The organism is Salinivibrio sp. ES.052 (assembly GCF_900141775.1).
Lineage (GTDB): Bacteria > Pseudomonadota > Gammaproteobacteria > Enterobacterales > Vibrionaceae > Salinivibrio.
The window spans coordinates 554296-578458 of record NZ_FSRI01000002.1; the positions used below are offsets into that span (position 1 = coordinate 554296).

General features: G+C 51.2%; 19 protein-coding genes, 4 tRNA genes and 1 pseudogene. 19 read left to right on the forward strand and 5 right to left on the reverse strand.

Annotation, left to right across the window (positions count from 1 at the left end):
- Positions 1-69 precede the first annotated feature (69 nt).
- Complete coding sequence (rsgA, locus tag BUQ98_RS12230; RefSeq protein WP_074214067.1) at positions 70-1122, reverse strand: small ribosomal subunit biogenesis GTPase RsgA; 1053 nt, start codon at positions 1120-1122, stop codon at positions 70-72.
- Between the two features lie 79 nt (positions 1123-1201).
- Here rsgA and orn point away from each other — a divergent pair, with 79 nt between their 5' ends.
- From orn to BUQ98_RS12255, 5 genes are all read left to right on the forward strand, one after another.
- Positions 1202-1747: an oligoribonuclease gene (gene orn / locus BUQ98_RS12235; RefSeq protein ID WP_074214068.1), complete on the forward strand. Its 546-nt coding sequence runs from the start codon at positions 1202-1204 to the stop codon at positions 1745-1747.
- Positions 1748-1879: 132 nt separating this feature from the next.
- Positions 1880-1955 (forward strand) — tRNA-Gly (locus tag BUQ98_RS12240).
- A 38-nt stretch (positions 1956-1993) separates the two neighbouring features.
- Positions 1994-2069, forward strand: a tRNA-Gly gene (locus tag BUQ98_RS12245).
- Between the two features lie 28 nt (positions 2070-2097).
- Positions 2098-2173, forward strand: a tRNA-Gly gene (locus BUQ98_RS12250).
- Between the two features lie 18 nt (positions 2174-2191).
- A tRNA-Gly gene (locus BUQ98_RS12255) sits at positions 2192-2267 on the forward strand.
- A gap of 470 nt (positions 2268-2737) precedes the next feature.
- On the opposite strand, the gene queG is transcribed toward BUQ98_RS12255, so the two are convergent.
- On the reverse strand, positions 2738-3865 hold the full coding sequence (queG, locus tag BUQ98_RS12260; RefSeq protein ID WP_139294754.1) for a tRNA epoxyqueuosine(34) reductase QueG: 1128 nt from the start codon (positions 3863-3865) through the stop codon (positions 2738-2740).
- Between the two features lie 80 nt (positions 3866-3945).
- On the opposite strand from queG, the gene BUQ98_RS12265 reads away from it, so the two are divergent.
- The 14 genes from BUQ98_RS12265 (at position 3946) to rlmB (ending at position 20236) form a co-directional block, all read left to right on the forward strand.
- The gene (locus BUQ98_RS12265; protein ID WP_074214070.1) at positions 3946-5418 is read left to right on the forward strand and encodes a bifunctional ADP-dependent NAD(P)H-hydrate dehydratase/NAD(P)H-hydrate epimerase; all 1473 of its coding nucleotides are present in this window, start codon (positions 3946-3948) and stop codon (positions 5416-5418) included.
- A 31-nt stretch (positions 5419-5449) separates the two neighbouring features.
- A complete protein-coding gene (gene tsaE, locus BUQ98_RS12270; protein ID WP_074214071.1) occupies positions 5450-5920 on the forward strand; it encodes a tRNA (adenosine(37)-N6)-threonylcarbamoyltransferase complex ATPase subunit type 1 TsaE in 471 nt (156 codons plus the stop codon).
- A gap of 1 nt (position 5921) precedes the next feature.
- Positions 5922-7607 (forward strand): LysM peptidoglycan-binding domain-containing protein, encoded by a 1686-nt coding sequence (locus BUQ98_RS12275; protein WP_074214072.1) that lies wholly within the window; start codon positions 5922-5924, stop codon positions 7605-7607.
- A gap of 1 nt (position 7608) precedes the next feature.
- The gene (gene mutL / locus BUQ98_RS12280) at positions 7609-9516 is read left to right on the forward strand and encodes a DNA mismatch repair endonuclease MutL (RefSeq protein ID WP_074214073.1); all 1908 of its coding nucleotides are present in this window, start codon (positions 7609-7611) and stop codon (positions 9514-9516) included.
- Entirely contained in the window at positions 9509-10450 is a 942-nt protein-coding gene (miaA, locus tag BUQ98_RS12285; RefSeq protein WP_074214074.1) for a tRNA (adenosine(37)-N6)-dimethylallyltransferase MiaA, read from the forward strand. The genes mutL and miaA overlap by 8 nt, the downstream gene beginning before the upstream one ends.
- Before the next feature lie 76 nt (positions 10451-10526).
- Positions 10527-10805 carry an RNA chaperone Hfq gene (gene hfq, locus BUQ98_RS12290; protein WP_021023479.1) on the forward strand — a complete coding sequence of 93 codons (279 nt, stop codon included), beginning with the start codon at positions 10527-10529 and terminating at the stop codon, positions 10803-10805.
- 27 nt (positions 10806-10832) lie between these two features.
- A complete protein-coding gene (hflX, locus tag BUQ98_RS12295) occupies positions 10833-12125 on the forward strand; it encodes a ribosome rescue GTPase HflX (RefSeq protein ID WP_074214075.1) in 1293 nt (430 codons plus the stop codon).
- A 49-nt stretch (positions 12126-12174) separates the two neighbouring features.
- Positions 12175-13338: an FtsH protease activity modulator HflK gene (hflK, locus tag BUQ98_RS12300; protein ID WP_074214076.1), complete on the forward strand. Its 1164-nt coding sequence runs from the start codon at positions 12175-12177 to the stop codon at positions 13336-13338.
- A 2-nt stretch (positions 13339-13340) separates the two neighbouring features.
- Positions 13341-14231: a protease modulator HflC gene (gene hflC, locus BUQ98_RS12305; RefSeq protein WP_074214077.1), complete on the forward strand. Its 891-nt coding sequence runs from the start codon at positions 13341-13343 to the stop codon at positions 14229-14231.
- A gap of 103 nt (positions 14232-14334) precedes the next feature.
- The gene (locus BUQ98_RS12310) at positions 14335-14520 is read left to right on the forward strand and encodes a DUF2065 domain-containing protein (RefSeq protein WP_074214078.1); all 186 of its coding nucleotides are present in this window, start codon (positions 14335-14337) and stop codon (positions 14518-14520) included.
- 140 nt (positions 14521-14660) lie between these two features.
- Positions 14661-15959, forward strand: coding sequence for an adenylosuccinate synthase (locus tag BUQ98_RS12315; protein ID WP_074214079.1), 1299 nt, complete (start codon positions 14661-14663; stop codon positions 15957-15959).
- 204 nt (positions 15960-16163) lie between these two features.
- Positions 16164-16784 (forward strand): flagellar protein MotX, encoded by a 621-nt coding sequence (locus tag BUQ98_RS12320; protein WP_074214080.1) that lies wholly within the window; start codon positions 16164-16166, stop codon positions 16782-16784.
- Between the two features lie 218 nt (positions 16785-17002).
- Positions 17003-19498: a ribonuclease R gene (gene rnr, locus BUQ98_RS12325; RefSeq protein WP_074214081.1), complete on the forward strand. Its 2496-nt coding sequence runs from the start codon at positions 17003-17005 to the stop codon at positions 19496-19498.
- Positions 19499-19501: 3 nt separating this feature from the next.
- Positions 19502-20236: a 23S rRNA (guanosine(2251)-2'-O)-methyltransferase RlmB gene (rlmB, locus tag BUQ98_RS12330; protein WP_074214082.1), complete on the forward strand. Its 735-nt coding sequence runs from the start codon at positions 19502-19504 to the stop codon at positions 20234-20236.
- A gap of 78 nt (positions 20237-20314) precedes the next feature.
- Here rlmB and BUQ98_RS17270 read toward each other — a convergent pair whose 3' ends face one another.
- The 3 genes and pseudogenes from BUQ98_RS17270 to BUQ98_RS12340 all read right to left on the reverse strand — a co-directional run bounded on the left by BUQ98_RS17270 (position 20315) and on the right by BUQ98_RS12340 (position 24127).
- Positions 20315-20890: a carbohydrate-binding protein gene (locus tag BUQ98_RS17270; protein WP_371515121.1), complete on the reverse strand. Its 576-nt coding sequence runs from the start codon at positions 20888-20890 to the stop codon at positions 20315-20317.
- 66 nt (positions 20891-20956) lie between these two features.
- Positions 20957-22945, reverse strand: a pseudogene (locus BUQ98_RS12335) (glycosyl hydrolase family 18 protein); the annotation flags it as partial.
- Between the two features lie 9 nt (positions 22946-22954).
- Positions 22955-24127, reverse strand: coding sequence for a lytic polysaccharide monooxygenase (locus tag BUQ98_RS12340; RefSeq protein ID WP_083605283.1), 1173 nt, complete (start codon positions 24125-24127; stop codon positions 22955-22957).
- Between the last annotated feature and the right edge of the window lie 36 nt (positions 24128-24163).

Here is a 24163-nt window from a genome sequence, read left to right on the forward strand (position 1 = left end):
AATACGCTTTTAAATGCGCGTTATTGCTGCTGCGCAGTGTAGCGAATCTGTGATTGAATCGACAGCCAATCAATGTTGCTTGTTGCGGGAGAACTGTCGGTTGTCTTTTGCTTCTTTCATGCTTTCAATAATGCGGTGATAACTGTCAAATCGCTCGACACTGATATGCTCTTCTTCAACAGCTTGGCGTACCAGGCAGCCTGGGTCATCGCCGTGTTTGCAGTCACGGAACTTACACCCGCCTAAGTAATCACGAAATTCGACAAAGCCATTAGCAATTTGTTCCGGCTCTAAGTGCCATAGACCAAACTCTCGTACCCCAGGCGAGTCAATCAAATCTCCCCCCTGATCGAAATGGTATAAGCGTGCGGCGGTGGTCGTATGCTGGCCCAGCCCTGAGTTCTCTGAAACTTGGTATGTGTGTGCATGAACATCGGGGAGCAAGGTATTGACCAAGCTTGACTTACCCACTCCTGATTGACCTACAAAGACGCTGACATGTTGATCCAAGTGCTGTACCAACGCTGACATACCTTCGCCAGAATCGGCACTTACCATCACGAGGGGATAACCAATGTCTCGATAGATATCGAGAAGATCGTCAACCATTTCTCGCCCTTCGTCATCAAGGAGGTCTACTTTGTTGACGACGATCAGTGGCGAAATATTAAGTACCTCGCAAGCGATCAAGTATCGGTCAATAATATTGAGTGATAACTCGGGTAAAATTGCCGCTACGATCACAACTTGATCAATGTTTGCGGCAACCGGTTTAACGCCGTCGTAATAGTCCGGGCGCGTAAGGACAGAGTCACGTTCATGCACCGCTTCAACGACACCAGCAAAGCCGGCTAAGGCTTCTTTGCCAGGACGCCATACCACGCGGTCGCCCGTTACGAGGCTATGGACAGAACGACGAAGATTACACCGATGTATTTCACCAGTTTGTGGATCTTCTATGTCGGCATGTTGTCCAAACCGAGTGATAACACGGCCTTCACGTGAGGCGTCTAGGGCAGAATCTTCCCATTGCACGTCATTATCTTGCTGTTTGATCCGACGCTGTTGGTTGGATCGAACCCGCCGTAGTTGGCCTTTGGTAAGCTTTTTCTTTTTTGCCACGTTGACTCTTATCGGTTAAGTTGGCTTTCATATCAAGCACAGTATGATACATGGTTTACCCATAAAAAAGGCAAGTTCAATGGCGTTCAGTGAAAACAATTTAATCTGGATCGATCTCGAAATGACAGGGCTCGATCCTGAAGCCCATAAGATCATTGAGATAGCAACGATTGTGACGGATGCGCAGCTGAATATATTGGCTGAAGGGCCGGTATTGGCAATACATCAGCCGCAAGATGAACTCAATAAAATGGATGATTGGTGTACGCGAACCCATACCCAATCAGGCTTGGTTGACCGGGTACAACAAAGCGAAATCAACGAGCAAGATGCAATCGATCAAACCATCGCATTTTTATCGCAATGGGTCCCGGCGGGCGCATCACCGATTTGTGGTAACAGTGTAGGACAAGATCGCCGTTTTCTTTATCGTCATATGGCAGCGCTTGAACGTTACTTTCACTACCGCACCGTGGATGTTAGCACCTTGAAAGAGCTGACACGTCGTTGGAAGCCGGAGGTGCTAGACGGTTTCTCTAAGCGAGGGACGCACTTGGCGCTTGACGATATCCGTGAATCAATTGCAGAATTGCAATTCTATCGCGAGAGGATCCTAACGATCTGATTTTACTTTCATCGATCTGGTGCTCTTTTGAGCGATTGGAAGAAAAAACCGAAATTTTGCTTACCAGCACTTGCAAGCCGGTTTTTTCTTCGTATAATTCGCAGCCCTGACGACGTGAAACGTCTGTTGAAAGCGACATTAGCTCAGCTGGTAGAGCGCAACCTTGCCAAGGTTGAGGTCACGAGTTCGAACCTCGTATGTCGCTCCAGTTTAATGAACGATCAGATGATGATCTGATTGATCTATGCGACACTAGCTCAGCTGGTAGAGCGCGACCTTGCCAAGGTCGAGGTCACGAGTTCGAACCTCGTGTGTCGCTCCAATTTAAATCGGTAAAATGCATCGATGATGCGACATTAGCTCAGCTGGTAGAGCGCAACCTTGCCAAGGTTGAGGTCACGAGTTCGAACCTCGTATGTCGCTCCAGATTACAATTCGGTATAAGCGACACTAGCTCAGCTGGTAGAGCGCGACCTTGCCAAGGTCGAGGTCACGGGTTCGAACCCCGTGTGTCGCTCCAATCACTTGGTTAACCACAAGTGTAGCGTTACATTTAGCGCTGTCTTTAATGCTGTGAAGCATCATTCGTAGTAGCAAATCTATCTTTCGCGTCCTGTCCTTAAAAGCGGCGTGCTAGCGCATTTTTATGGATTACTGCACAGACTTATCCACAAAAAACGATTTGTGGATAACTTGGTTAATGAATTCTTTACAGTCCCTCAGGCTGGTGATCTTATCATCAGGCACAGTGTTAATGTTGTACACTAAAGATAAATACATTTCTCCTCTAACTTGCTGTAATTTAGAGTGAATTAAGAGATTTTATCCAGGTTAACTAATGCTTTTCCACAGTGTTATTCACTATCGTGATCTTGCTCGCTTAATACACCACCAGTGTGTTTAACTATCAAAAAGCGCACCATAAATAAGTGTTGCGTAACAGTTTTCCACATTATGTGAATACCGTCATCTTTCTGGCATTACGGTGGGTTAGGCGTCGCGGGGTAAGCCTTTTTCAATGATGCGAACGAGGCGACGTGTGCCCGTGGGTAAGGGTTCGATATTGATACGTTGCTGCTTATTCTTCTGTTCCTTGAGCGCCCACTCTATATGCTCATCAACTAGCGCATCCTCCCCCTGCCGGGCTTTCAAGCTGGTGACGATATTTTCATCATAAGGCGCGTTACCCATCGCGATAGCAAGGTTGCGTCGCCATTTTTTGATCCCAATACGACGAATTGCCGATCCTTGAGTCAGAGATAAAAAGGTGTCCTCATCCCAATCAAAAAGGGTAGTGAGCGATTGTTGCTCAAGGCTCGGGCGACATTGAAAATCAGACTCTAGCGTGATTTCTGCTTCGCGGTTAAATGGGCAGACTAGCTGACAATCGTCACAACCATAAATACGATTACCGATGGCATGACGGAACTCCATCGGAATAACGCCATCATATTCAATCGTGAGGTAGGAAATACAGCGTCGGGCATCGACGACGCCTTCTGCGACGATCGCCTGAGTGGGGCAACTTGTCATGCAAGCGACACACTTACCGCACTGATTGTCGACCGGGGTGTCGATCGGGAGAGGAAGATCAACCAACAGCTCGCCGAGGAAAAACCAGGATCCGGTGTCTTCGTTAAGGATCAATGAGTGTTTCCCTGTCCATCCCAACCCCGCTTTCTCTGCCAACGGACGTTCTAGGATCGGTGCCGAGTCGACAAAAGGGCGATAGCCATAGGGACCAACTTCGGCTTCGATTTGCTGACCCAGCTTTTTCAATCGGTTGCGGATTAATTTATGGTAGTCACGCCCTAATGAATAACGGCTTACATAACCCAGTTTAGGATTGGCTAGGGTTTTAGCGAACCCAGCCTCGGGCGGCAAGTAGTTCATGCGTACGCTTATCACCCGCACGGTACCGGGAAGCAGTTCGTGGGGACGTGCGCGCATCATGCCATGTCGTTCCATCCAATCCATCTCGCCGTGATAGCCGTTGTCGATCCAGCGCTGCAATTGCGCTTCATGTTGTTTGAGATCAACATCCGTGATCCCCACATGCTGGAAGCCTAGCGCTTGTCCCCATTGCTTGATACGTTGGGCTAATTGGTCGAAATCAATGGATGCATCGGGCGTGGGTTGCGACATAGCGGTAGATCCTGAGGCCTTAGGTGGTGCAGTAAATCAAATGGAGGCGTTTGATGGCGACAAGTTTACCACAGAGTTTCTATCGTGCAGAGCAAGTTCGTGAAGGCGAACAGGCGGTCGCGCAGACACTAAACATCCCCATGTATCAACTCATGCTGAGAGCGGGGCAAGCGGTTTTTGACAGTATTAATCAGTATTACCCTAATGTGGCACGCTTACTGATTGTCTGTGGGGCTGGGAATAATGCAGGTGATGGATATGTGATTGCTCGATTGGCAAAATCGTCCGGTTTAAATGTCACAGTATGGTCGTTAGTAGACCCCAACAAGCTCAGTGGTGATGCTGCAACAGCATGGCAAGAGTGGACAGATTGTGGCGGGGATTACACTAAGAGCCAGCCTGTGGTAGCGCAATTTGATGTTATTGTGGATGCCATTTTGGGAACCGGATTATCGCGTACGGTCGAGGGCGACGTTGCCGAAGCGATAACCGCAGTGAATCAATCTCAGGTGCCTATTGTGGCCGTCGATATACCATCAGGGCTTTGCGCTAACAGTGGCTATGTAAAAGGTGTCGCGGTCAATGCAGATATTACTGTGACCTTGATCGCGCTGAAACAAGGCTTGTTAACCGGCCAAGCCGTTGCCCATCGAGGAGAGCTTATCTTTGCTGGTCTCAATGTTGCAACGGCCTTTGCGCGCCAATCTGAACCGGCCGGACAGTTAATTCGCGATGATATTAATGATCAATACTTACCTACCCGATCACGCAGTGCGCATAAAGGGCTGTTTGGTCGAGTACTGTGTTTAGGAGGAGATCATGGCATGGCTGGGGCGATTACACTCTCGGCTCAAGCAGCGTTGCGCACTGGTGCGGGGCTTGTCAAAGTGGTGACACAAAAAGATCATACGCTGATGTTAGTCACTCGCCAGCCTGAACTCATGACACAAAGCTGGGCGCCCGGGCAGTCATTGAGTGAAGCACTATCGTGGGCCACTCACCTAGTCATTGGACCTGGACTGGGTAATAGTGCTTGGTCGGAGGCGTTATGGAAAATTGCTATCGCGTCACGGCGCCCCAAGGTGATTGATGCGGATGGATTGAATAAATTGGCTCGCCAGCCGCAACAGCGTGATGATTGGATCCTCACTCCGCACCCCGGTGAGGCAGCTCGCTTATTAGGCTGCGATGTCGACGATGTGGAACTCGACCGCTTTGCTGCCGTCAAAGCGATACAAACGCGTTATGGTGGCGTTGCTGTACTTAAAGGTGCGGGAACGATCGTATATGATGGCACAAATTATGCTGTTGCAAATGTTGGCAACCCTGGTATGGCGTCCGGCGGTATGGGCGATATCTTATCAGGCGTGATCGCTAGCTTGCTCGCGCAAGGCGTAGATTTGTTCTCGGCTGCCGCGCTAGGCTGTTATCTTCACGGAAAAGCGGGTGATCACGCAGCCCGTGCGGGAGAGCGAGGCTTGCTAGCAAGCGATTTATTACCCCATTTGCAGCAGTTAGTGGATTAAATAACCATAAGAGACGAGATCCGTAAGTAGTATGACCCAGACTTTTATCACCCAGTTGGCCGATGCGGATCGCACGGTGGCCTTCGGCGCGGCACTGGCCCGTGCTTGTACACAAAGCACCACCTGTTATTTACATGGTGATCTTGGCGCAGGCAAAACTACCTTCTGCCGTGGTTTTGTCCAAGCCATGGGACATGCCGGTAACGTCAAAAGCCCCACGTACACCTTGGTCGAGCCGTACCAGCTGACCCCTTGGCAAGTGTATCATTTCGATCTCTACCGCCTTGCTGATCCGGAAGAATTGGAGTTTATGGGGATCCGAGATTACTTTAATGAACAGGCGCTTTGTTTAATTGAATGGCCAGAAAAAGGGGAGGGATGGTTACCGTATGCCGACCTTGATATTACCCTGCGCTATGATGGTGAGCAGCGCGAATTGGTCATTGACGCAAATACCGACGTTGGGATGACAATTATCGACCGTCTAGAATGGGAAGACTAGCATGATGTGGCAGCGACTTTGCGTCTTGATGATCGCCAGTTTGTTGAGTGCAACAAGTTGGGCCAATAAAATTGAAAATATTCGGGTATGGCCAGCGCCCAATGAAACCCGTGTTGTGGTTGATCTGTCTGAACAGGCTGAATTTAGCTATTTCTCTTTAACCCGTCCAGATAGGCTGGTGGTGGATGTTAAGCAAAGTCAGCTAGCCATGCGCTTACCAAAGCGGGTTAAAGGCAGCGACATTCTCACCAAAATCCGCAAAAGTAGTCCGCCTGAGACATCAACCTACCGCCTGGTTTTTGAATTAAAAGACAGTGCCAAACCACATATTTTCTCCCTTGAACCGGGGGGGGAATATGGCCACCGTTTGGTGGTTGACCTACCCCATCCTAAAAAGGTGGATAAAAATCAGCCTGAGCTCTCGGTGGCGGAAAAGAAGCGGCGTGAAACCGTGGCGGCATTGCCGTTTGGGACCGAAGATATCGTGGTTGCAATTGATGCGGGCCATGGGGGGAATGATCCTGGGGCGGTTGGACCGAGTCGCAAATTTGAAAAATATGTCACTCTGGCGATTGCGAAGCAGGCGGCGTCGCGAGTGAATGCCGTGCCTGGGATGCGTGCGGTCTTGACTCGGACAGGCGATTATTTTGTTGATTTGAACCAGCGCTCAGAGATTGCGCGCAAGCATAAAGCACACCTATTGGTGTCGATTCATGCTGATGGCTTCCATAAACCGCAACCACGTGGGGCTTCGGTATGGGTGTTATCTCGCCGCCGAGCCAACAGTGAAATCGGTCGTTGGATTGAAAAACATGAAGAGCAATCTAATTTATTAGGCGGTGGCTCTTTGTTGGGGCAAAACAACGAAGATGAATACTTAAGCCGTGCGGTATTGGACTTGCAGTTCAGTAATTCGCAAAAAGAAGGCTTTAATGTGGCAACACGGGTATTGAAGGAGCTCGGTAAAGTCACTAAATTACACAAATCGAGCCCTGAACATGCGAGTCTTGCCGTACTAAAATCCCCTGATATCCCCTCTTTGTTGGTGGAAACGGGCTTTATCTCCAACCCGCAAGAAGAGCGGCTTTTATTCCAGCGAGATCACCAGCGTCGTTTAGCGAATGCGATTTATCATGGTATCCGCAATTATTTTGAACGTTTTCCTCCTGACGGCACCTTGTTTGCTGCGCGCAAAAACGGGGTGAAACACAAGGTGCGTGCTGGCCAATCTCTCTCTGTGATTGCCAAGCAATATCAAAGCTCAGTGGCGGCAATAAAGTCTGCGAACGGCTTAACCTCTAATACCTTGCATGTTGGCCAAGTGTTGTCGATTCCAAACGTTGATGTGGCGAAGTTAGCGGGTAAAGCCGACACCTCATCAACACGTACCCTGACTCACACCGTGAGTCGTGGCGAATTTCTCGGCAAAATTGCCGATCAATATCAAGTCTCAATTTCAACCCTTCGTCAGGCAAACAACCTGACGTCGGATACGCTCAGGGTGGGGCAAAAACTCAAAGTACCAGGTGCGACGTCACCGGCGATTAAGCACAAAGTGAAACGCGGTGAGTACCTTGGCAAGATTGCCAGTAACTATGGCGTAACCATTGAGAGCCTTCGTCGTGCCAATGCGTTACGTTCGGATACACTGGCGGTCGGACAAACCTTGATTATTCCAGGAAGCTAATATGGCGATTGAGATACTACCCGCTCGACTCGCCAACCAGATAGCAGCAGGCGAAGTGGTTGAGCGACCGGCGTCTGTGGTCAAAGAGCTGGTGGAAAACAGTATTGACGCTGGCGCGACCCGCATTGATATCGATATTGAAAAAGGCGGCAGCAAGCTGATCCGCGTCCGTGATAATGGTAGCGGGATCAGCAAAGCGGATCTGCAGCTAGCTTTAAGCCGCCATGCTACGTCAAAGATCCACTGCCTAGATGATTTAGAAGCGATCATGAGCTTAGGCTTTCGTGGTGAAGCACTGGCCAGTGTCAGTTCAGTCTCGCGCCTAACGATCACCTCTCGCCCAGCTGAACAGCCAGAAGCGTGGTCAGCATTTGCGGAAGGGCGCGATATGGCAGTGAATGTTAAACCCGCTGCGCATCCGGTGGGTTGTACCGTGGAAGTGGTGGACTTATTTTTCAATACCCCAGCACGGCGCAAATTCTTGCGTACGGATAAAACCGAGTTTAGCCATATTGATGAATTGTTACGACGTATTGCTTTAAGTCGGTTTGATATCACCATCAACCTTCGTCATAACGGTACACCGATCCGGCAATATCGGCGGGTGCCCGACAATGGCGACCCGCTACGTCGCCTTAAAGCGGTTTGTGGACAAAAGTTTGTCGATCATGCTCTGAGGATTGATCTGACTCACCATGATATGGCCCTTAGAGGTTGGATTTGTACACCTGATGGTGCTCGACAGCAAAATGATATGCAGCATTGCTTTGTCAATCAGCGGATGATGAAAGATAAATTGATCAATCATGCTATTCGACAAGGCTATGAACAAAGCCTCGCGCATGATCAGTACGCGGCATTTGTGCTTTATATAGATGTCGACCCTCATCAAGTCGATGTCAATGTGCATCCTGCGAAGCATGAAGTCCGTTTTCATCAAGCACGCTTAGTGCACGACTTTATTTATCAAGCGATCTATGACGGGCTGCAACAATCGCAATCAACGATAGACAATACGGTTAACCCTGAAACCGGAGAAGTGCGAGAGACCGTCTCATATCAGCCTCGTGCATCGGCCGTTGCAACGGCAACCCCCTACCAGCAAGCGATGGATGCGTTCCCAGACTATCCAGGTAAGCAGCAACCCCCAGTGTGTTCACACTCAGGGCGGGAGCCGCGTCCCGCGCATTCTAGCGTGCCTTCCAAACAAGCGACACAAGCTTATCAAGCGTTAATGACGCCTCAGCAGTCTGAGCCTAACACGATCAGTGATCCAGCGTCTTCAAAGGTTGAAACCAGTATTTGCTCTGCGCCAACGAAGACGGCAAACGCTCAAACTGGGTTAGGGAAAGTTTTATCCGTAGTGGAGCAACACTATATATTGATGGCCTGGCAGGAAGGTGTGTGGTTGGCGGACTATTATGCGCTTGAAAATTGGCGTCACCGAGGCGCGTTACAGCCCGCCTTGAGCGAGGGATTAGTCACTCAGCCTTTATTGATCCCACAGCGCTTATCGGCCTCCTCCTCTGAGTGTGAATTTGTCAGCCACTATCAGGCATTGTTGGGGCAGTTCGGTATTCACCTTCGGGTTAAAGGGCAGCAATTAATGGTGATGTCTGTGTGTCAGCCATTACGGCAACATAACTTGCAAGCCTTTATTCCGGCATTACTCCACTTTTTGAGTACGTTAGATCCCGAGCAATCCCACGAGGATCACAGTGCGAGTTTATGGAGTTGGCTGGCAAAGCAGTTGACAGTAGCATCGGATCCAGTCAGCCTTGCGCAGGCGGTGCAGACCGTATCGGATATTGAACAATATTGGCAAAGCGAGGCGTTAGAGCAAGGGCGTCAGCGCTACTTTAAACGGCTCGATTTGACCTCAGTGATAGAAGCATTACAACATGACTAATCCGCTGCCCAAGGCCATTTTTTTGATGGGGCCAACCGCCTCCGGGAAAACGGATCTGGCCATTGCATTACGCAACACCATGCCGGTTGACATTATCAGTGTCGATTCGGCATTAATTTATCGAGGCATGGATATTGGTACCGCCAAACCAACCGCTGACGAATTGGCGCAGGCGCCACATCGTTTGATTGATATTCGCGATCCATCGCAAGCTTACTCGGCGGCAGACTTTCGTGAAGACGCCCTCACAGAAATGGATAAGATCGTGTCGAATGGCAAGATCCCGCTGTTGGTTGGCGGCACCATGTTGTATTTTAAAGCATTGCTAGAAGGGTTATCACCGTTACCGAGTGCAGATCCTGATGTCCGTGAGGCGATAGAAAAAGAGGCGAAGCAACACGGTTGGGAGGCATTACATCAGCAGTTATGCCACATTGATCCGGTTGCGGGCGCGCGGATCCACCCTAATGATCCGCAGCGTATTTTGCGCGCCCTTGAGGTGTATCGCATCAGTGGACAAACGCTGACCACATTGACGGAAAAAAAAGGTGAACCTTTGCCGTATCAGGTACACCAATTTGCAATAGCGCCTCAGGATCGAGGTGAATTGCATCACCGCATCGAGCGCCGATTCGATAAAATGATCGAAGCGGGTTTTGAAAAGGAGGTACGCGCGCTGTACGAGCGAGAAGATTTGCATCCAGATCTTCCGTCTATTCGGTGCGTTGGGTATCGCCAGATGTGGGATTATTTGGCCGGACGTTGTACCCATGATGAAGCCGTTTACCGTGGGATTTGCGCGACGCGCCAGTTAGCCAAACGTCAGATTACTTGGCTTCGCGGCTGGGAAAATGTGACGTGGCTTGATAGCGACACACCGTTGCTATCTTTACAAACGGTGACAAAAGCGTTGGCGGCAGGGACGGAAACTTAATGTATACTGTCACTGACAAGGACGCTGCTTAACCGCGACATTGACTACAATTACAAACAAATAAGGAAAAGAAATAATGGCTAAGGGGCAATCATTACAAGACCCATTCCTGAACGCGTTACGTCGTGAGCGCATTCCTGTTTCCATTTACTTGGTAAATGGTATTAAGTTGCAAGGCCAAATCGAATCGTTTGATCAGTTTGTGATCCTGCTGAAAAACACGGTGAACCAAATGGTGTACAAGCATGCCATTTCTACCGTTGTGCCGGCACGAGCTGTGAGCCACCACAACAATAACCAAGGGGCTGGAGAGCGTCCACAGGGCGACCGTCAGCAAGAAAAACCTGAGGAGTGAGCATTCAATTGCTAAGGAGTCTTTCGCTTGTTTGACCGTTACGAGGCCGGTGAACAGGCTGTACTCGTTCATATCAATTTTACCCATGATGGCGAGTGGGATGATCTCAGCGAGTTTCAAATGCTGGTGTCATCCTCGGGTGTCGATGCCTTGCAAGTTGTTGTCGGCAGCCGTCAGTCCCCTCACCCGAAGTATTTTGTTGGAGAGGGAAAAGCCCAAGAAATTGCAGACACCGTGCAGCAAGTGGGCGCTGATATTGTGATTTTTAATCACACTTTATCCGCCGCCCAGGAGCGTAATCTGGAGCAGCGATTTAAATGTCGAGTGTTAGACCGTACTGGGCTCATTCTCGATATATTCGCTCAGCGCGCCCGCACCCACGAAGGTAAGTTGCAGGTTGAGCTGGCACAGTTGCGCCACCTTTCTACGCGGCTGGTACGTGGCTGGACTCACCTTGAGCGTCAAAAAGGTGGGATTGGCTTGCGGGGTCCGGGGGAAACCCAGTTAGAAACGGATCGTCGATTATTGCGTGATCGGGTAAAAGCGATTTTGCGCCGGTTAGAAAAAGTGGCGAAACAGCGTGAGCAAGGTCGTCGAGCACGTGCGCGTGCCGAAGTGCCGACTATCTCGTTGGTTGGGTATACCAATGCGGGGAAATCTACGTTGTTTAACCGTATTACCGAAGCCGGTGTTTATGCGGCTGATCAGCTGTTTGCCACACTCGATCCCACGTTGCGTCGGATTGAAGTCGAAGATGTTGGTACCGCGATTTTAGCTGATACGGTTGGGTTTATTCGCCACTTGCCGCATGACTTGGTCGCGGCATTTAAAGCGACACTGCAAGAAACGCAAGAAGCGAGCTTATTGTTACATGTGGTTGATGCCAGTGATGATCGGTTGAGTGACAATATTGCCGCTGTTGACAGCGTACTCGAAGAGATTGAGGCAGCTGAAGTGCCTCGTCTACTTATAATGAACAAGATAGATAGTCTAGATCAGGCTGAGCCTCGTATTGAACGAGACGAAGAGGGCGTCCCGAAAGCAGTGTGGGTCTCGGCGCTGTCTGGTCAAGGCATCGCGCTTATATTTGAAGCCCTTACCGAGCGTTTAGCAGGAACCATGGTACGGCATCAGTTACGGTTGCCGCCCACCATGGCCGGCCGGATGCAAAGTAAATTTCACCAGATGCGATGCGTTATCAGTGAAGAGTATCAAGATGATGGGCATCTGTTGGTCGATGTCAGGCTGCCACAAACAGACTGGTATCGATTAGAAAAAAGAGAAGGCAACCAACTTGGCGACTTTATCGTCAGTGAATAGGCTGCTAGAGTAAAAAATTATCGTCAGATCAATTTGATGGAGTGCGCGAATGGCGTGGAATGAGCCAGGAAACAATGGCGGTCCCGACAAAGACCCCTGGGGGAATCGTGGTGGCCGTAGTAATCAAGGGCCACCGGATCTTGATGAATTGTTTAATAAACTAAGCCGCAAATTGGGTGGCTTTGGCGGCCGTAAAGGCAAAGGCCCATCGTTTGGTGGCGGCATGGCAGGGCTAGGTGTTCTAGCGCTTATCGGTGTCATCGTGTGGGGTATTTCAGGATTTTATACCATTGGCGAAGCCCAGCGTGGTGTGGTACTTCGGTTCGGTCAATATGATCGTATCGTTCAGCCAGGTCTTAACTGGAAACCGACTTTTGTCGATACCGTTAGCACCGTGGATGTGGAGTCGATTCGTTCGTTAAACAGTTCGGGCCTAATGTTGACCAAAGACGAGAACGTAGTGAACGTTGAGATGGATGTTCAGTACCGTGTCATGGATCCACAACAGTATCTTTATAGCGTGACCAATGCCGATGACAGCTTACGTCAAGCGACTGACTCAGCGTTGCGTGCCGTTGTGGGTGACTCATTGATGGACGATATCATCACCCGTGGTCGTCAAGAAGTGCGTGAGCGGACACAAGTTGAGCTGAACCAGATCATTGACAAGTACAATATGGGCTTGTTGGTGGTTGACGTGAACTTCCAGTACGCACGTCCACCTGAACAGGTGAAAGATGCCTTTGATGATGCGATTGCAGCGCGTGAGGATGAGGCCCGCTTTATCCGTGAAGCGGAAGCGTATCGTAACGATGTGTTGCCGAAAGCGACGGGTCGTGCAGAAACGCTGAAAAAAGCCGCATTAGGTTATAAAGAGCGTACGGTTAACGAAGCGCAAGGTGAAGTGTCTCAATTTGAAAAGCTGTTGCCTGAATATCGTGAAGCGCCACGTGTAACACGTAACCGTCTGTATATTCAGACAATGGAAGAAGTGTACAGCAATACGAGCAAGGTCATGGTGGATTCGCAAAGCGGAAACAGCAACCTCTTGTATCTCCCTCTGGATAAACTGATGGGAGGCGCAGCCGTCGGGCCTAATCAGCGTAAAGAAACGTCGAGCAGCCAGTATGGTATTGAGCTTGAACAAAGCGCACAGCCTAAGCAGCAAGAATCGGCGCCGCGCTCTGATTCATCACGTGAAGGGAGATACTAAGCATGCGTAAGATGATGATCCCGGTTATAGTCTTAGCGGTCGTGATCTTTTTGATGTCGATCTTCGTGGTGAGTGAAGGTGAACGCAGCATTGTGATCCGCTTTGGACGCGTCCTAAAGGCGGATAATGATATTGCCAAAATTTATCAGCCAGGCTTGCACTTCAAACTGCCGTTGTTTGACCGTGTGAAGACATTAGATGCACGCATTCAAACCATGGATGACCGCGCGGATCGCTTTGTCACCGCTGAGAAAAAAGACGTCATTATTGACTCTTATGTGAAGTGGCGAATTAAAGACTTTGGCCAGTATTACCTCTCCACAGGTGGCGGTAATAAACTAACGGCTGAATCTCTGTTGCAACGTCGTGTCGCCGATGGCCTCCGTGCCGAAATTGGTAACAAGACCATCAAAGAGATTGTGTCTGAAAAGCGTGATCAAGTGATGAAAAGTGTCCTTGAGCGCGCTGCCAGCGAAGGCTCTCGCGACTTAGGGATTGAGTTGATTGACTTGCGTATCAAGCGTATCAACTTACCTAGCGAGATCAGTGAATCGATTTATGCCCGTATGCGTGCTGAGCGTGAAGCCGTGGCCCGCCGCCACCGTGCGCAAGGCCGAGAGCAAGCTGAAATCATTCGCGCCCAAGCAGAGCTGGAAGTGGCCACTATCTTGTCTAAAGCAGAGCGTCAAGCGCGTATAACGCGTGGTGAAGCAGACGCTGAAGTGGCGAAGCTATTCGCGAGTGCTTTCAAGAAAGAGCCCGAGTTCTACAGCTTTGTGCGCTCGCTGCAAGCCTATCGTAAGAGCTTTGACAGTAAGAGCGATATGCTGATTGTTGATCCAAAAAGTGACTTCTTCAAATATATGAAGCAGCCCGATGTGATTAACCAGTAACGCTCGGCGCTTGTAAAACGGATAAAGACAAGGCTTTGGCCTTGTCTTTTTTTATGCACTAAAAGGCTACCTTCTGGCCTTATGTAGGGAGGGGATAACACAAATGAATATCTTATGGGGCGCCCTTGCGCTTGTGCTTGTTGTTGAGGGATTAGGGCCTATGCTATTTCCAAAACAGTGGCGACAGATGGTGACCGAGCTCAGCCAGCAGCCAGACTCTCAATTACGTCGCATAGGGGGCTGCCTCGTGGTGATTGGAGGGGTTCTGGCCTACCACCTATTGGCTTAGATCCTGCTGTGTACACGAGGCCAATAACGAGGTGTTAGCACGTCGAGGGTCGTTGAAAATGGCAATACGGTTAAAAAATAACTGCAACCGATTTTTTAAGGTGCTAGAATCCTTTTTTAACTAGCTGCATATCGAAGAAGATGGGTAATAACGTAGTCGTTCTCGGCACCCAATGGGGTGACGAAGGTAAGGGAAAGATCGTTGATCTTTTGACTGAAGATGCAAAATACGTGGTTCGCTATCAAGGCGGTCACAACGCAGGTCATACTCTTGTCATTGACGGTGAAAAGACCGTCCTACACTTGATTCCTTCTGGTATCCTCCGCAACAACGTTAAATGCATTATTGGCAACGGTGTGGTGCTGTCTCCTGATGCTCTGCTGAAAGAAATGGGTGAGCTGGAAGCACGTGGTGTTCCTGTGCGTGAGCGCCTATTCCTGTCAGAAGCTTGTCCGCTTATCCTGCCTTATCACATCGCGTTAGATGCCGCGCGTGAACAAGCGCTTGGCAAAAAAGCCATTGGTACGACAGGGCGTGGTATTGGACCTGCGTACGAAGACAAGGTGGCTCGCCGTGGTTTACGTGTTGGGGATCTATTCGATAAAGAAGCCTTTGCTGAAAAGCTGAAAGAAGTAATGGAACTCCATAACTTCCAGCTTGAGCACTTCTACAAGGTCGAACCCGTAAGCTATGAAGAAACCTTAGCGAAGGTAATGGAGCAAGCTGACATCCTGACCGGTATGGTTATTGATGTAACACAAGAGTTGGACGATGCACGTAAACGTGATGATAAAATCATGTTTGAAGGCGCGCAGGGAACCTTGTTAGATATCGATCATGGCACGTATCCCTATGTCACGTCATCAAACACCACGGCTGGTGGTGTGGCGGCAGGCTCTGGCTTTGGTCCTCGTCATCTTGGCTATGTATTGGGTATTGCGAAAGCCTACTGCACCCGTGTCGGTGCAGGTCCATTCCCCACTGAACTGGATGATGAGATTGGTATGCACCTAGGAACCAAAGGTGCGGAGTTTGGTGCGACGACAGGTCGTAAACGTCGTTGTGGTTGGTTTGATGCGGTAGCGATGCGTCGCGCTGTGCAGATTAACTCTGTATCGGGTTTCTGCTTAACCAAGCTGGACGTCATGGATGGCTTGGAAGAAATCAAGATCTGTACGGGTTACAAGATGGTAGACGGTTCCACCGTTGAGGTATCACCATTGGCCGCCGATGCGTACGAAAACATCGAGCCTATTTACGAAACCATGCCAGGTTGGAGCGAAAATACCTTTGGGGTGAAATCGCTTGATGAGCTGCCGCAGGCCGCGCTTGATTATATCCAGCGCATTGAAACCTTGACCGGCGTGCCGATTGACTTGATTTCAACGGGTCCTGATCGTAATGAAACCATTATTAAAGTTCATCCTTTTGATTGCTAATGCTTGAGCTGAGATGAGCCATAAAGGCCAGCGTTTAACGCTGGCCTTTTTTATGGTTAATCGACTGTATTGGAAGCCAGATCGCGCCAAAGCGGAAAAAACTTGCCGCCTTTGCTAAAGTCAGTATGCATGGTGCCGATACAAAAAAGCACACGGCGAACGTGCGCGTTGCTGTTGGGTTCCTTGGTTGAATAGCGAGTAGGCATGAAGTTTCGGACGCTGATTTTTTCACTTTTACTAACAACAGCAACGGCTAAAGCAGACGTCGGGGCTGCTGTGCCTTTGTATGAGGAAAGTGAACTGATCGCGTTATTCGAGACCAATTCACATCTTGAGCGTGTCAAACAAGACGAATGCCAGTTGGTACAAGATATTGAAGCACGCGCTACCCGTGTCGGGTCACCCGCCTATGAGTTTTTATATGGCGATATGCTGGCCTGGGGGGTGTGTGTCGAGCAAGATGCCGAACTGGGTGTGTATTATATGGAACAAGCGGCACAACAAGGGTTACCTGCCGCATTGGAGCAGCTAGGACGCTATTACGTTACTGGCACCTTAGTACAACAAGATCAACGTCGCGCCATTCCCTATCTACGCGAGGCCGCTTCTTTAGGTCACACGCGTGCTCGGATACAGCTGGCTGAATTGCTGGTGGATGACGTGGGCTCGCCGCTCGATTATGAAGATGCGTATCGCTGGTTATATCAAACCATCACGGCTGATTCTCGTACCCGTAACCGCATTGCCCAGCTGCGATCAGCGCTCGAGGCGCGAATGCCACAAAACATTATTGCTCGGGCCAAAAGACGCACCAGTTACTGGTAACGGCCTTGACCTGACAGCAGGCGATTTTATCGTCTAAATCCGCTATACTCCCAACACTCATCTGTTCCCAATCTGATTTGATATGGCCAGTTCGCCATGTTCCTCTCGTTGCCTACAAGCAAGGCGCTGAAACAAAACGTCAAACTGCGATCATCGCGGCGCATTCGCGACAGTTAACAGATATAATGAAATTAACATACGCCAATAGGAAAAGGTCTATGTCGCAAGACACAGGTTCGACAAATAACTCTCAAAACAGCATCGCTGCCGATCCACACCAGGCCCGTGAAGCTGAAAAATATGAAAATCCGGTCCCCAGCCGTGAGCACTTGCTGGAAGTGATCCGAAGCTTTAAGGCGCCAGTGAGCCGCGATAATCTGTTTACACATCTCGGTTTGGAAGGCGATGAGCAGTATGAAGGTTTGCGTCGACGCCTGCGTGCAATGGAGCGCGATGGGCAGCTCGTGTTTACTCGGCGTAAATGTTATGCCTTGCCTGAGCGACTCGATTTAATCAAAGGGACTGTGATTGGTCACCGTGATGGGTTTGGCTTTTTGCGCCCTGAAGGGAAAGGCAATCATGATGACTGGGTATTGCCTCATCATCAAATGCGGAGCGTGATGCACGGCGATATGATTTTGGCGCAAGGCGTGGGCACGGATAAGCGTGGCCGCAAAGAAGCACGAGTCGTCCGTGTTCTGGAAGCGCGTCAGGGTCAGATTGTCGGCCGCTACTTTGTTGAAGATGGCATGGGTTTTGTGGTGCCGGATGATAGCCGCTTAGGTCAAGACATCGTGATCGATAAAGATCATACCCAAGGCGCGCGCATGGGTAACGTAGTAGTGGTTGAAATCATGCAACGTCCCACACGCCAAACCAATCCAGTGGGTAAAATTGTTGAAGTGCTGGGCGAAAATATGGCGCCGGGCATGGAGATCGAAATCGCGATGCGCACCCACGATATTCCCCATCAATGGCCGGATGCTGTGCTTAAGCAAGTGAAAAGCTTGAGTGAAGAGGTGCCGGAAAAAGCCAAAGAGGGGCGTGTCGATCTGCGCGATTTGCCGCTGGTGACCATCGACGGCGAAGATGCCCGCGACTTCGATGATGCGGTGTATTGCGAGCGTAAACGTTCAGGCGGCTGGCGCTTATGGGTGGCGATTGCGGACGTGAGCCACTATGTTCGCCCTCAATCTGCCTTGGATAAAGAAGCGCAAAATCGTGGTAACTCGGTGTACTTCCCCAACCAAGTGGTGCCCATGTTACCGGAAGTGCTGTCCAACGGCCTATGTTCGCTCAATCCACAGGTTGATCGTCTGTGTATGGTCTGTGAAATGACGATTTCGGACTCTGGCGCGCTATCGGGCTACAAGCACTATGAAGCGGTGATGAATTCTCATGCCCGTCTCACCTACACCAAGGTGTCCCATATCCTGGAAGGTGATGAGGAGCTGCGTGAGCGCTATCGTTCACTGGTGCCGCATTTAGAAACCTTGCACGATATGTATAAGGTGCTCAGTGGTGCGCGCCAACAACGCGGTGCGATTGAGTTTGAGACGGTGGAAACCCAGTTTATCTTTAACGCGCAACGTAAAATCGATCGCATTGTGCCGGTGGAGCGTAACGACGCGCATAAGATTATCGAAGAATGTATGATCCTGGCCAACGTCGCTTCTGCGCGCTTTGTCGAAAAGCACAAAGAGCCTGCATTGTATCGTGTTCACGAAGCGCCGGGTGAAGAGCGCCTCAGTGGCTTTAAAGACTTCTTAGGGGAGCTAGGGTTGAGCCTGAACGGTGGGCTTGAGCCGACGCCGAAAGACTACGCGGCACTGATGCATGTGGTGCATGGTCGTGCTGACAGTGAACTGATTCAAACCATGCTGCTACGCTCGATGAAGCAAGCGGTGTATCAAGCGGATAACCAAGGACACTTTGGTTTGGCGCTCAAGCAATACGCGCACTTTACCTCGCCCATCCGTCGTTATCCGGATTTGCTGTTGCACCGTGCACTCAAATACTTGATTGCCAAACAAGCGGGTAAAAACCAAGACCGTTGGACCCCGACCGGTGGCTACCACTACTCGTTTGATGATATGGATGTGCTCGGCGAGCAGTGCTCAAAAACCGAGCGCCGTGCCGACGATGCGACTCGTGATGTCGCGGACTGGCTCAAATGCGAGTACATGCAAGATCATGTGGGTGATGAACTGGAAGGTGTGATTGCCAACGTCACCGGTTTTGGCTTCTTTGTTCGCCTCAATGAGCTACATATCGATGGTTTGGTGCATATTTCTAACCTCGATAACGACTACTATCGCTTTGATATGGTGGGCCAACGCCTAGTAGGCGAAGGATCAGGCCGCGTATTCCGACTCGGCGACCAAGTGACCGTCAAAGTATTAGCCGTGAACCTGGATGAGCGACAAATTGACTTTGAACTGGTAGGCTCTGAGCGCAAAGCACGTCGCCCGGGTAAAACCGAACGCGATAAACGCAAAAAAGGCCGTGCGGAGTCGAATAAAGATCCGCAAGCACGCCGTGAGCGAACCTCTGTTCGCCAACAGCTTAAACGCGGCGCGGTGCCCAATGTTGACGCTGATAAGGCGCCTGCGGATAAAAAAGGCAAGAACAGTAAAGTGAAATCGCCAGCGGAAAAAGCACGTAAGAAAAAGGCGAAGAAACAAAAAGCCAAAGCGGGTCAGAAAAAGAAGTAAATCATGAGTAATGAAGTTATCTATGGCATTCATGCCGTTAAAGCGATTCTAGCAACAGACCCTTCTCGGTTTATCGAGGTGATGGTTTTAAAAGGCCGTCAAGACGAGCGCTTGGTACCGGTGCTGAATGAGATCGCAATGTTGGGGGTTAGCATTCAGCAAGTGGGTCGCAAGGCCTTGGATGATAAAACTCAAGGTGCCTCGCACCAAGGGATTGTGGCCCGTGTAAAGCCAGGCCGTCAGTACAACGAGAATGACCTAGAAGTGATCCTCGCCAATACCGAGAATCCATTGCTGCTGGTGCTTGATGGTGTCACCGACCCACACAACTTAGGCGCTTGCCTGCGTACCGCCGATGCGGCGGGAGTGAGTGCGGTGATTGTCCCGAAAGATAAATCAGCCCAGCTCAATGCCACAGCACGAAAAGTGGCCTGTGGCGCGGCTGAAGTGGTGCCTTTGGTGCGCGTGACCAACTTAGCGCGTACCATGCGTGCGCTCAAAGAGCAGGGCGTGTGGTTTGTGGGCACCGCGGGTGAAGCCGATCATGATGTCTATGACACCAAATTGGTGGGGCCGCTCGCCTTAGTGATGGGCGCAGAAGGAGATGGCATGCGTCGTTTGACCCGTGAAACCTGTGATGAGCTGATCCGGATCCCGATGGCGGGCAGTGTGTCGAGCTTGAATGTGTCTGTGGCGACGGGCGTCTGCTTGTATGAAGCGGTGCGTCAGCGTCGTTAACTGCAGTGTCTCTTGTTCACCGTTGAAGAAAAACGCCCCAGCTTGGGGCGTTTTTTATTTGGGAGGAAAAGCAGTTCGTTACAGCAATTGCCAGACTGCGGCGCTGCCCGGCTTGTCGCCTTGCGTCCACCACTTGGCTTGGTAGCGTTGGCTATTGTATTCAACTTCAGCGCCGCCGGAATAAGCGACGGTCGCTTGCCATTCACTGCTTTGGTTGGCTTGGCTATCCCCGACGCGCTCCCATGGGCCGCCTTGGTCTGGGCGCTGGCCTTTGGTCCACCATTTGGCGCGATACTCAACCCCTTGATGCATCACGCGATCGCCGCCAACGTACACGGTGTTTTCATCCCACGCTGGCAAGCCACTGGCCGGCGTCACCGTTACCGTGAATTGCGCTTGCGTGGTTTTGTCGCCATCGCTGACCTCGACCGTGACCACATAGTCGCGATTCTCAGTCACGGTGGGCGCAGTGAGCGTCAGCTGGTTGCCTGTCCCTGATACGGCCAGATCACCGGATGCACGGTAGGCGTAGCTCAGTGTATCGCCATCGGGATCGTTCGCCTCAACCGTCACGCGGGTTTGCTCACCGCTTTTTAGGCTAACTGGGGCGATAGGTGCCACAGTAGGGGCTTGGTTTTCACCCGGTACCACCACCTTAATGATGGCGCTGGCCTCGGCATTAGCTTGGCCATCCGACACCGTCACCGATAGGGAATAATCGGTGCTGGTACTCACATCGGGGGCGGTTACTGTGACCGAATCCGTGTCGCTATTGGTCAGGGCCAACGCCGCATCGCCTTGCCAGCGATAGGTCAGGGCATCGTCATCCCGATCGCGCCCATTAGCAGCAATGGTTAGCGACGCTCCAGGCGCCAGCGTATAGCTTTGTTGCGCAAGGGTGACGGTGGGGGCGCTATTAACCGGCGGCTGCCCATCCTGCGCTAAGCCTTCGTGCATGGCATTGAGAATATCGCCATTGTCGGCATCAATTTCCCATGCAAACAAACCGGCGAAGTTGTGGTTGCGCACATACTGGCCTTTGGCTTTGACCGAGCGGGGGGTGTCATAAGTGACTAGCTTGCCGTTGTCTGGGTTCCACACATACGCCGCTTCGGCTTGCTCATCATAGCCGGTTTGGAAGCCATTGATACCGTTACCCGTGCTGCCGAGCATCGATTTCACGATCCCTTTGTAGTCAATCACACCGGCTTCCCAAATACCGTCAGCGGTGCTGCCTTTGATGGGGCCGTTACCGGGGGCGGTCATCGGGTTGCTAGGATCGGTCGCATTGGCAGGGAAAACGCCTTCCCAACCACGCCCGTACATCGCGGTACCGATCACCATTTTTTCTGGTGGCACGCCGCTTTCTAGCATCAATTGCACGCCATTATCGAGCGTGTAAGCCGGGCCTTTTCGGGGCTCGCCGTTATCATCGACGCCAGTACCATCACATTCATCGGCACTCATATGGCTGCCGCAGTAAATGGCGGTTTGGTGGCCGGTGACATTATTCCACGCCCCGAAAAAGTCGTAGGTCATGGCAAAAATGTAATCCATGTACGGTGCGCTGGCACTGTAATCGACATTGGCCACTTTGTCATAACCGGCACCGACGGCCGAGGTGAGTTGGTACTCACGGCCGGTATCGGCTTCGAGCTCATCCAGCATCGCGCGCAGCTCACGCATCAATGCAGCATAGGCTTGACTGTCCTGATCTGGGTTGCCCAAATCTGGGTTGGCACCGCCACCGCCTGGGTATTCCCAGTCAATGTCGACCCCGTCATAGAACTTCCAGGTTTTTAGGAACTCTTTCATCGAGGCAACAAAGACGTCACGGTTGGCTTTATCGGTAAAATCATAGAAGGGGTCTGATAAGGTCCAGCCGCCTACGGATGGGAGAATTTTCAGATCCGGGTAGCGCTGCTTGAGCGCCATCATTTGCGCATAAGTGCCACCAATCGGATCTTTGGCCGGTGTGCCGGGCAGTTTTTTCTGAATCGCTGCCCAAGGATCATGGATCGCCACTTCATAGTCTTCTGAGCCTTGGCAGGCGAGCTCGAGCGCGCGCAAGCTGTTGCCATTTTCGATGCTTCCCAATGACTCATTGGGGCCACAAATGGGGATAAAGCCATATAAGATGTGGGTGAGGTTACCCGCGGGCACCTGACTAACATCGAAGTTACGGCCATAAATGCCCCATTCGACAAAGTATGCCCCCACTACGGTATCAGGCTGTTTGGGGTAGTCATTGTTGTTGGGGTCGACATTCATCGGCAGTGGGTCAAGGTGGACACCGTCGGTGTCTGCGATCACGATGGGTTTAGCGGCACTGGTCGCGCACTGGCCATCCACGCCGCCTTCACACAAGGCGAGTTTAAGCTGGTGACGACCGCCTTTGTCATAGGGGAAAGTGACCGTGCCGGACTGAGTGCCTGCCGGTAAGGTGCCTTGATTGACCACCTGATCGTCAAAGTACACCTTGTAGCTATCGCCACCGTCACCAGACCACGCATTCCATTTAATTTCAATTTGGACTTCGTCCACGCGTTGCACCAGATCTTTGTACGATCCGCGGCCATATTCGTCGACTTCAACAAAAGAATAGTTTTGTGGCTTCCAGTCCAAACTTGGGGTTGAGGGGGCCGCCACGGCGTGGCTGGCACCCAGTGCCCCAGCAATCGCCAGAGAGAGTAGGGTCATTGGCTTCATGTTTTCTCCTTATTGTGTCACGCGTTGCCAAACAAGGGCAGCGCCGGGTTGCTCGTTGCGTGTCCACCATTTTGCTTGGTAGATGTTGTCGCCGTAGCGCACGCGATCCTTGGCCACATAGACTTCTGAAGCGCTCCATGCGGGCAGGTTGCTGGTGGGTTCGTCGGTAGCCGGGATCACCGACAGGTTGAAGCTATAGCTATCGTGATGGCTAAAGACTTGGTTTTGCACCACGTCATCGGCATTAAACTGGATCTCACCGTTGCTCATCACCCCGATACGCAAAGGCTCATTGGCCTGCTGTTCGATAAGGCTGGCCAGCGCGTGTGGCCAATTCGCCACATTTTGATCCGTCAGGGTGAGTGTGACATCTACCACTTCTTGGCCTTGGCGGTTGTGCAAGCGGGCACGCACGCGATCGCCCAATGCTGCCATTTGTGGATGTGGGACAAAGTAGCCCAGCTCGTGCCACTGGGTAGGCGCTGTCTGACTGGGAGTGATGGTGATGTCGGCACAGTTGTAGAAGCCTTCACCGGCCGGATCAATGCGTTGCCAACGGCTATAGAGAATGGCGTCACCTTGACGATCGGCGGGCAGGGTCACGGTCATCTCGTAATACCGGTTTCCGTCATCGCCGATCACAATGGGCAGGTCGCCAAAGGTGTCGATCTTTTCGAGATCGTCCCACGTCAGCGCATCGGTCGCGCCGTTGTAGCCTGGCTTGGTGAGATAAATTTCCCAATAGCTTGGGTTGTGAGGTGTGGTGGCGCGAAAGCGTACATCAATTTGGCCGTTGCCATCTGGGGTGACCTCGGTGCGTTGCCAATCCGGTGAGGGCAAACTGATCCCAGCTTTATTGGGATCGCCGGCACCACATAAGTTGCCATCGGTAACGGCCGCTTTCACCGCATCCATATTGCGATAATCCGCCACCAATTGCGCCGATTCATGGTGTTGCACAAACGGGTAGTGCCCCGACTCTAAGAACGCAGCGCGACAGGCAGCGTTAGGGATTCGTGACCCATCTGAAGGCCACCAATAGCCCCCTTGCTCATGGCAAATCGCTTGGCGTGCTTTGGGGCTGTCTAAATAGCCATGTGCCATCACCTGTGAACTGCTTGCGACCAGCGCAAGGGCCACGGCGGTACGACAGGAAAACTGTGTGAACGAAGACTTGAACATAACGACTCCTTAACGGGGGCACGCAGCCCCCGCATT

Bases quoted from the DNA above. Each gene is read 5' to 3' on its own strand.
- BUQ98_RS12340 (WP_083605283.1), bottom strand. From the start codon at position 24,127: ATGTTCAAGTCTTCGTTCACACAGTTTTCCTGTCGTACCGCCGTGGCC.
- BUQ98_RS12265 (WP_074214070.1), top strand. From the start codon at position 3,946: ATGGCGACAAGTTTACCACAGAGTTTCTATCGTGCAGAGCAAGTTCGT.
- tsaE (WP_074214071.1), top strand. From the start codon at position 5,450: ATGACCCAGACTTTTATCACCCAGTTGGCCGATGCGGATCGCACGGTG.
- BUQ98_RS12315 (WP_074214079.1), top strand. From the start codon at position 14,661: ATGGGTAATAACGTAGTCGTTCTCGGCACCCAATGGGGTGACGAAGGT.
- rlmB (WP_074214082.1), top strand. From the start codon at position 19,502: ATGAGTAATGAAGTTATCTATGGCATTCATGCCGTTAAAGCGATTCTA.
- miaA (WP_074214074.1), top strand. From the start codon at position 9,509: ATGACTAATCCGCTGCCCAAGGCCATTTTTTTGATGGGGCCAACCGCC.
- orn (WP_074214068.1), top strand. From the start codon at position 1,202: ATGGCGTTCAGTGAAAACAATTTAATCTGGATCGATCTCGAAATGACA.
- BUQ98_RS12320 (WP_074214080.1), top strand. From the start codon at position 16,164: ATGAAGTTTCGGACGCTGATTTTTTCACTTTTACTAACAACAGCAACG.
- BUQ98_RS12275 (WP_074214072.1), top strand. From the start codon at position 5,922: ATGATGTGGCAGCGACTTTGCGTCTTGATGATCGCCAGTTTGTTGAGT.
- hflK (WP_074214076.1), top strand. From the start codon at position 12,175: ATGGCGTGGAATGAGCCAGGAAACAATGGCGGTCCCGACAAAGACCCC.
- rnr (WP_074214081.1), top strand. From the start codon at position 17,003: ATGTCGCAAGACACAGGTTCGACAAATAACTCTCAAAACAGCATCGCT.
- hfq (WP_021023479.1), top strand. From the start codon at position 10,527: ATGGCTAAGGGGCAATCATTACAAGACCCATTCCTGAACGCGTTACGT.
- mutL (WP_074214073.1), top strand. From the start codon at position 7,609: ATGGCGATTGAGATACTACCCGCTCGACTCGCCAACCAGATAGCAGCA.
- BUQ98_RS12310 (WP_074214078.1), top strand. From the start codon at position 14,335: ATGAATATCTTATGGGGCGCCCTTGCGCTTGTGCTTGTTGTTGAGGGA.
- hflC (WP_074214077.1), top strand. From the start codon at position 13,341: ATGCGTAAGATGATGATCCCGGTTATAGTCTTAGCGGTCGTGATCTTT.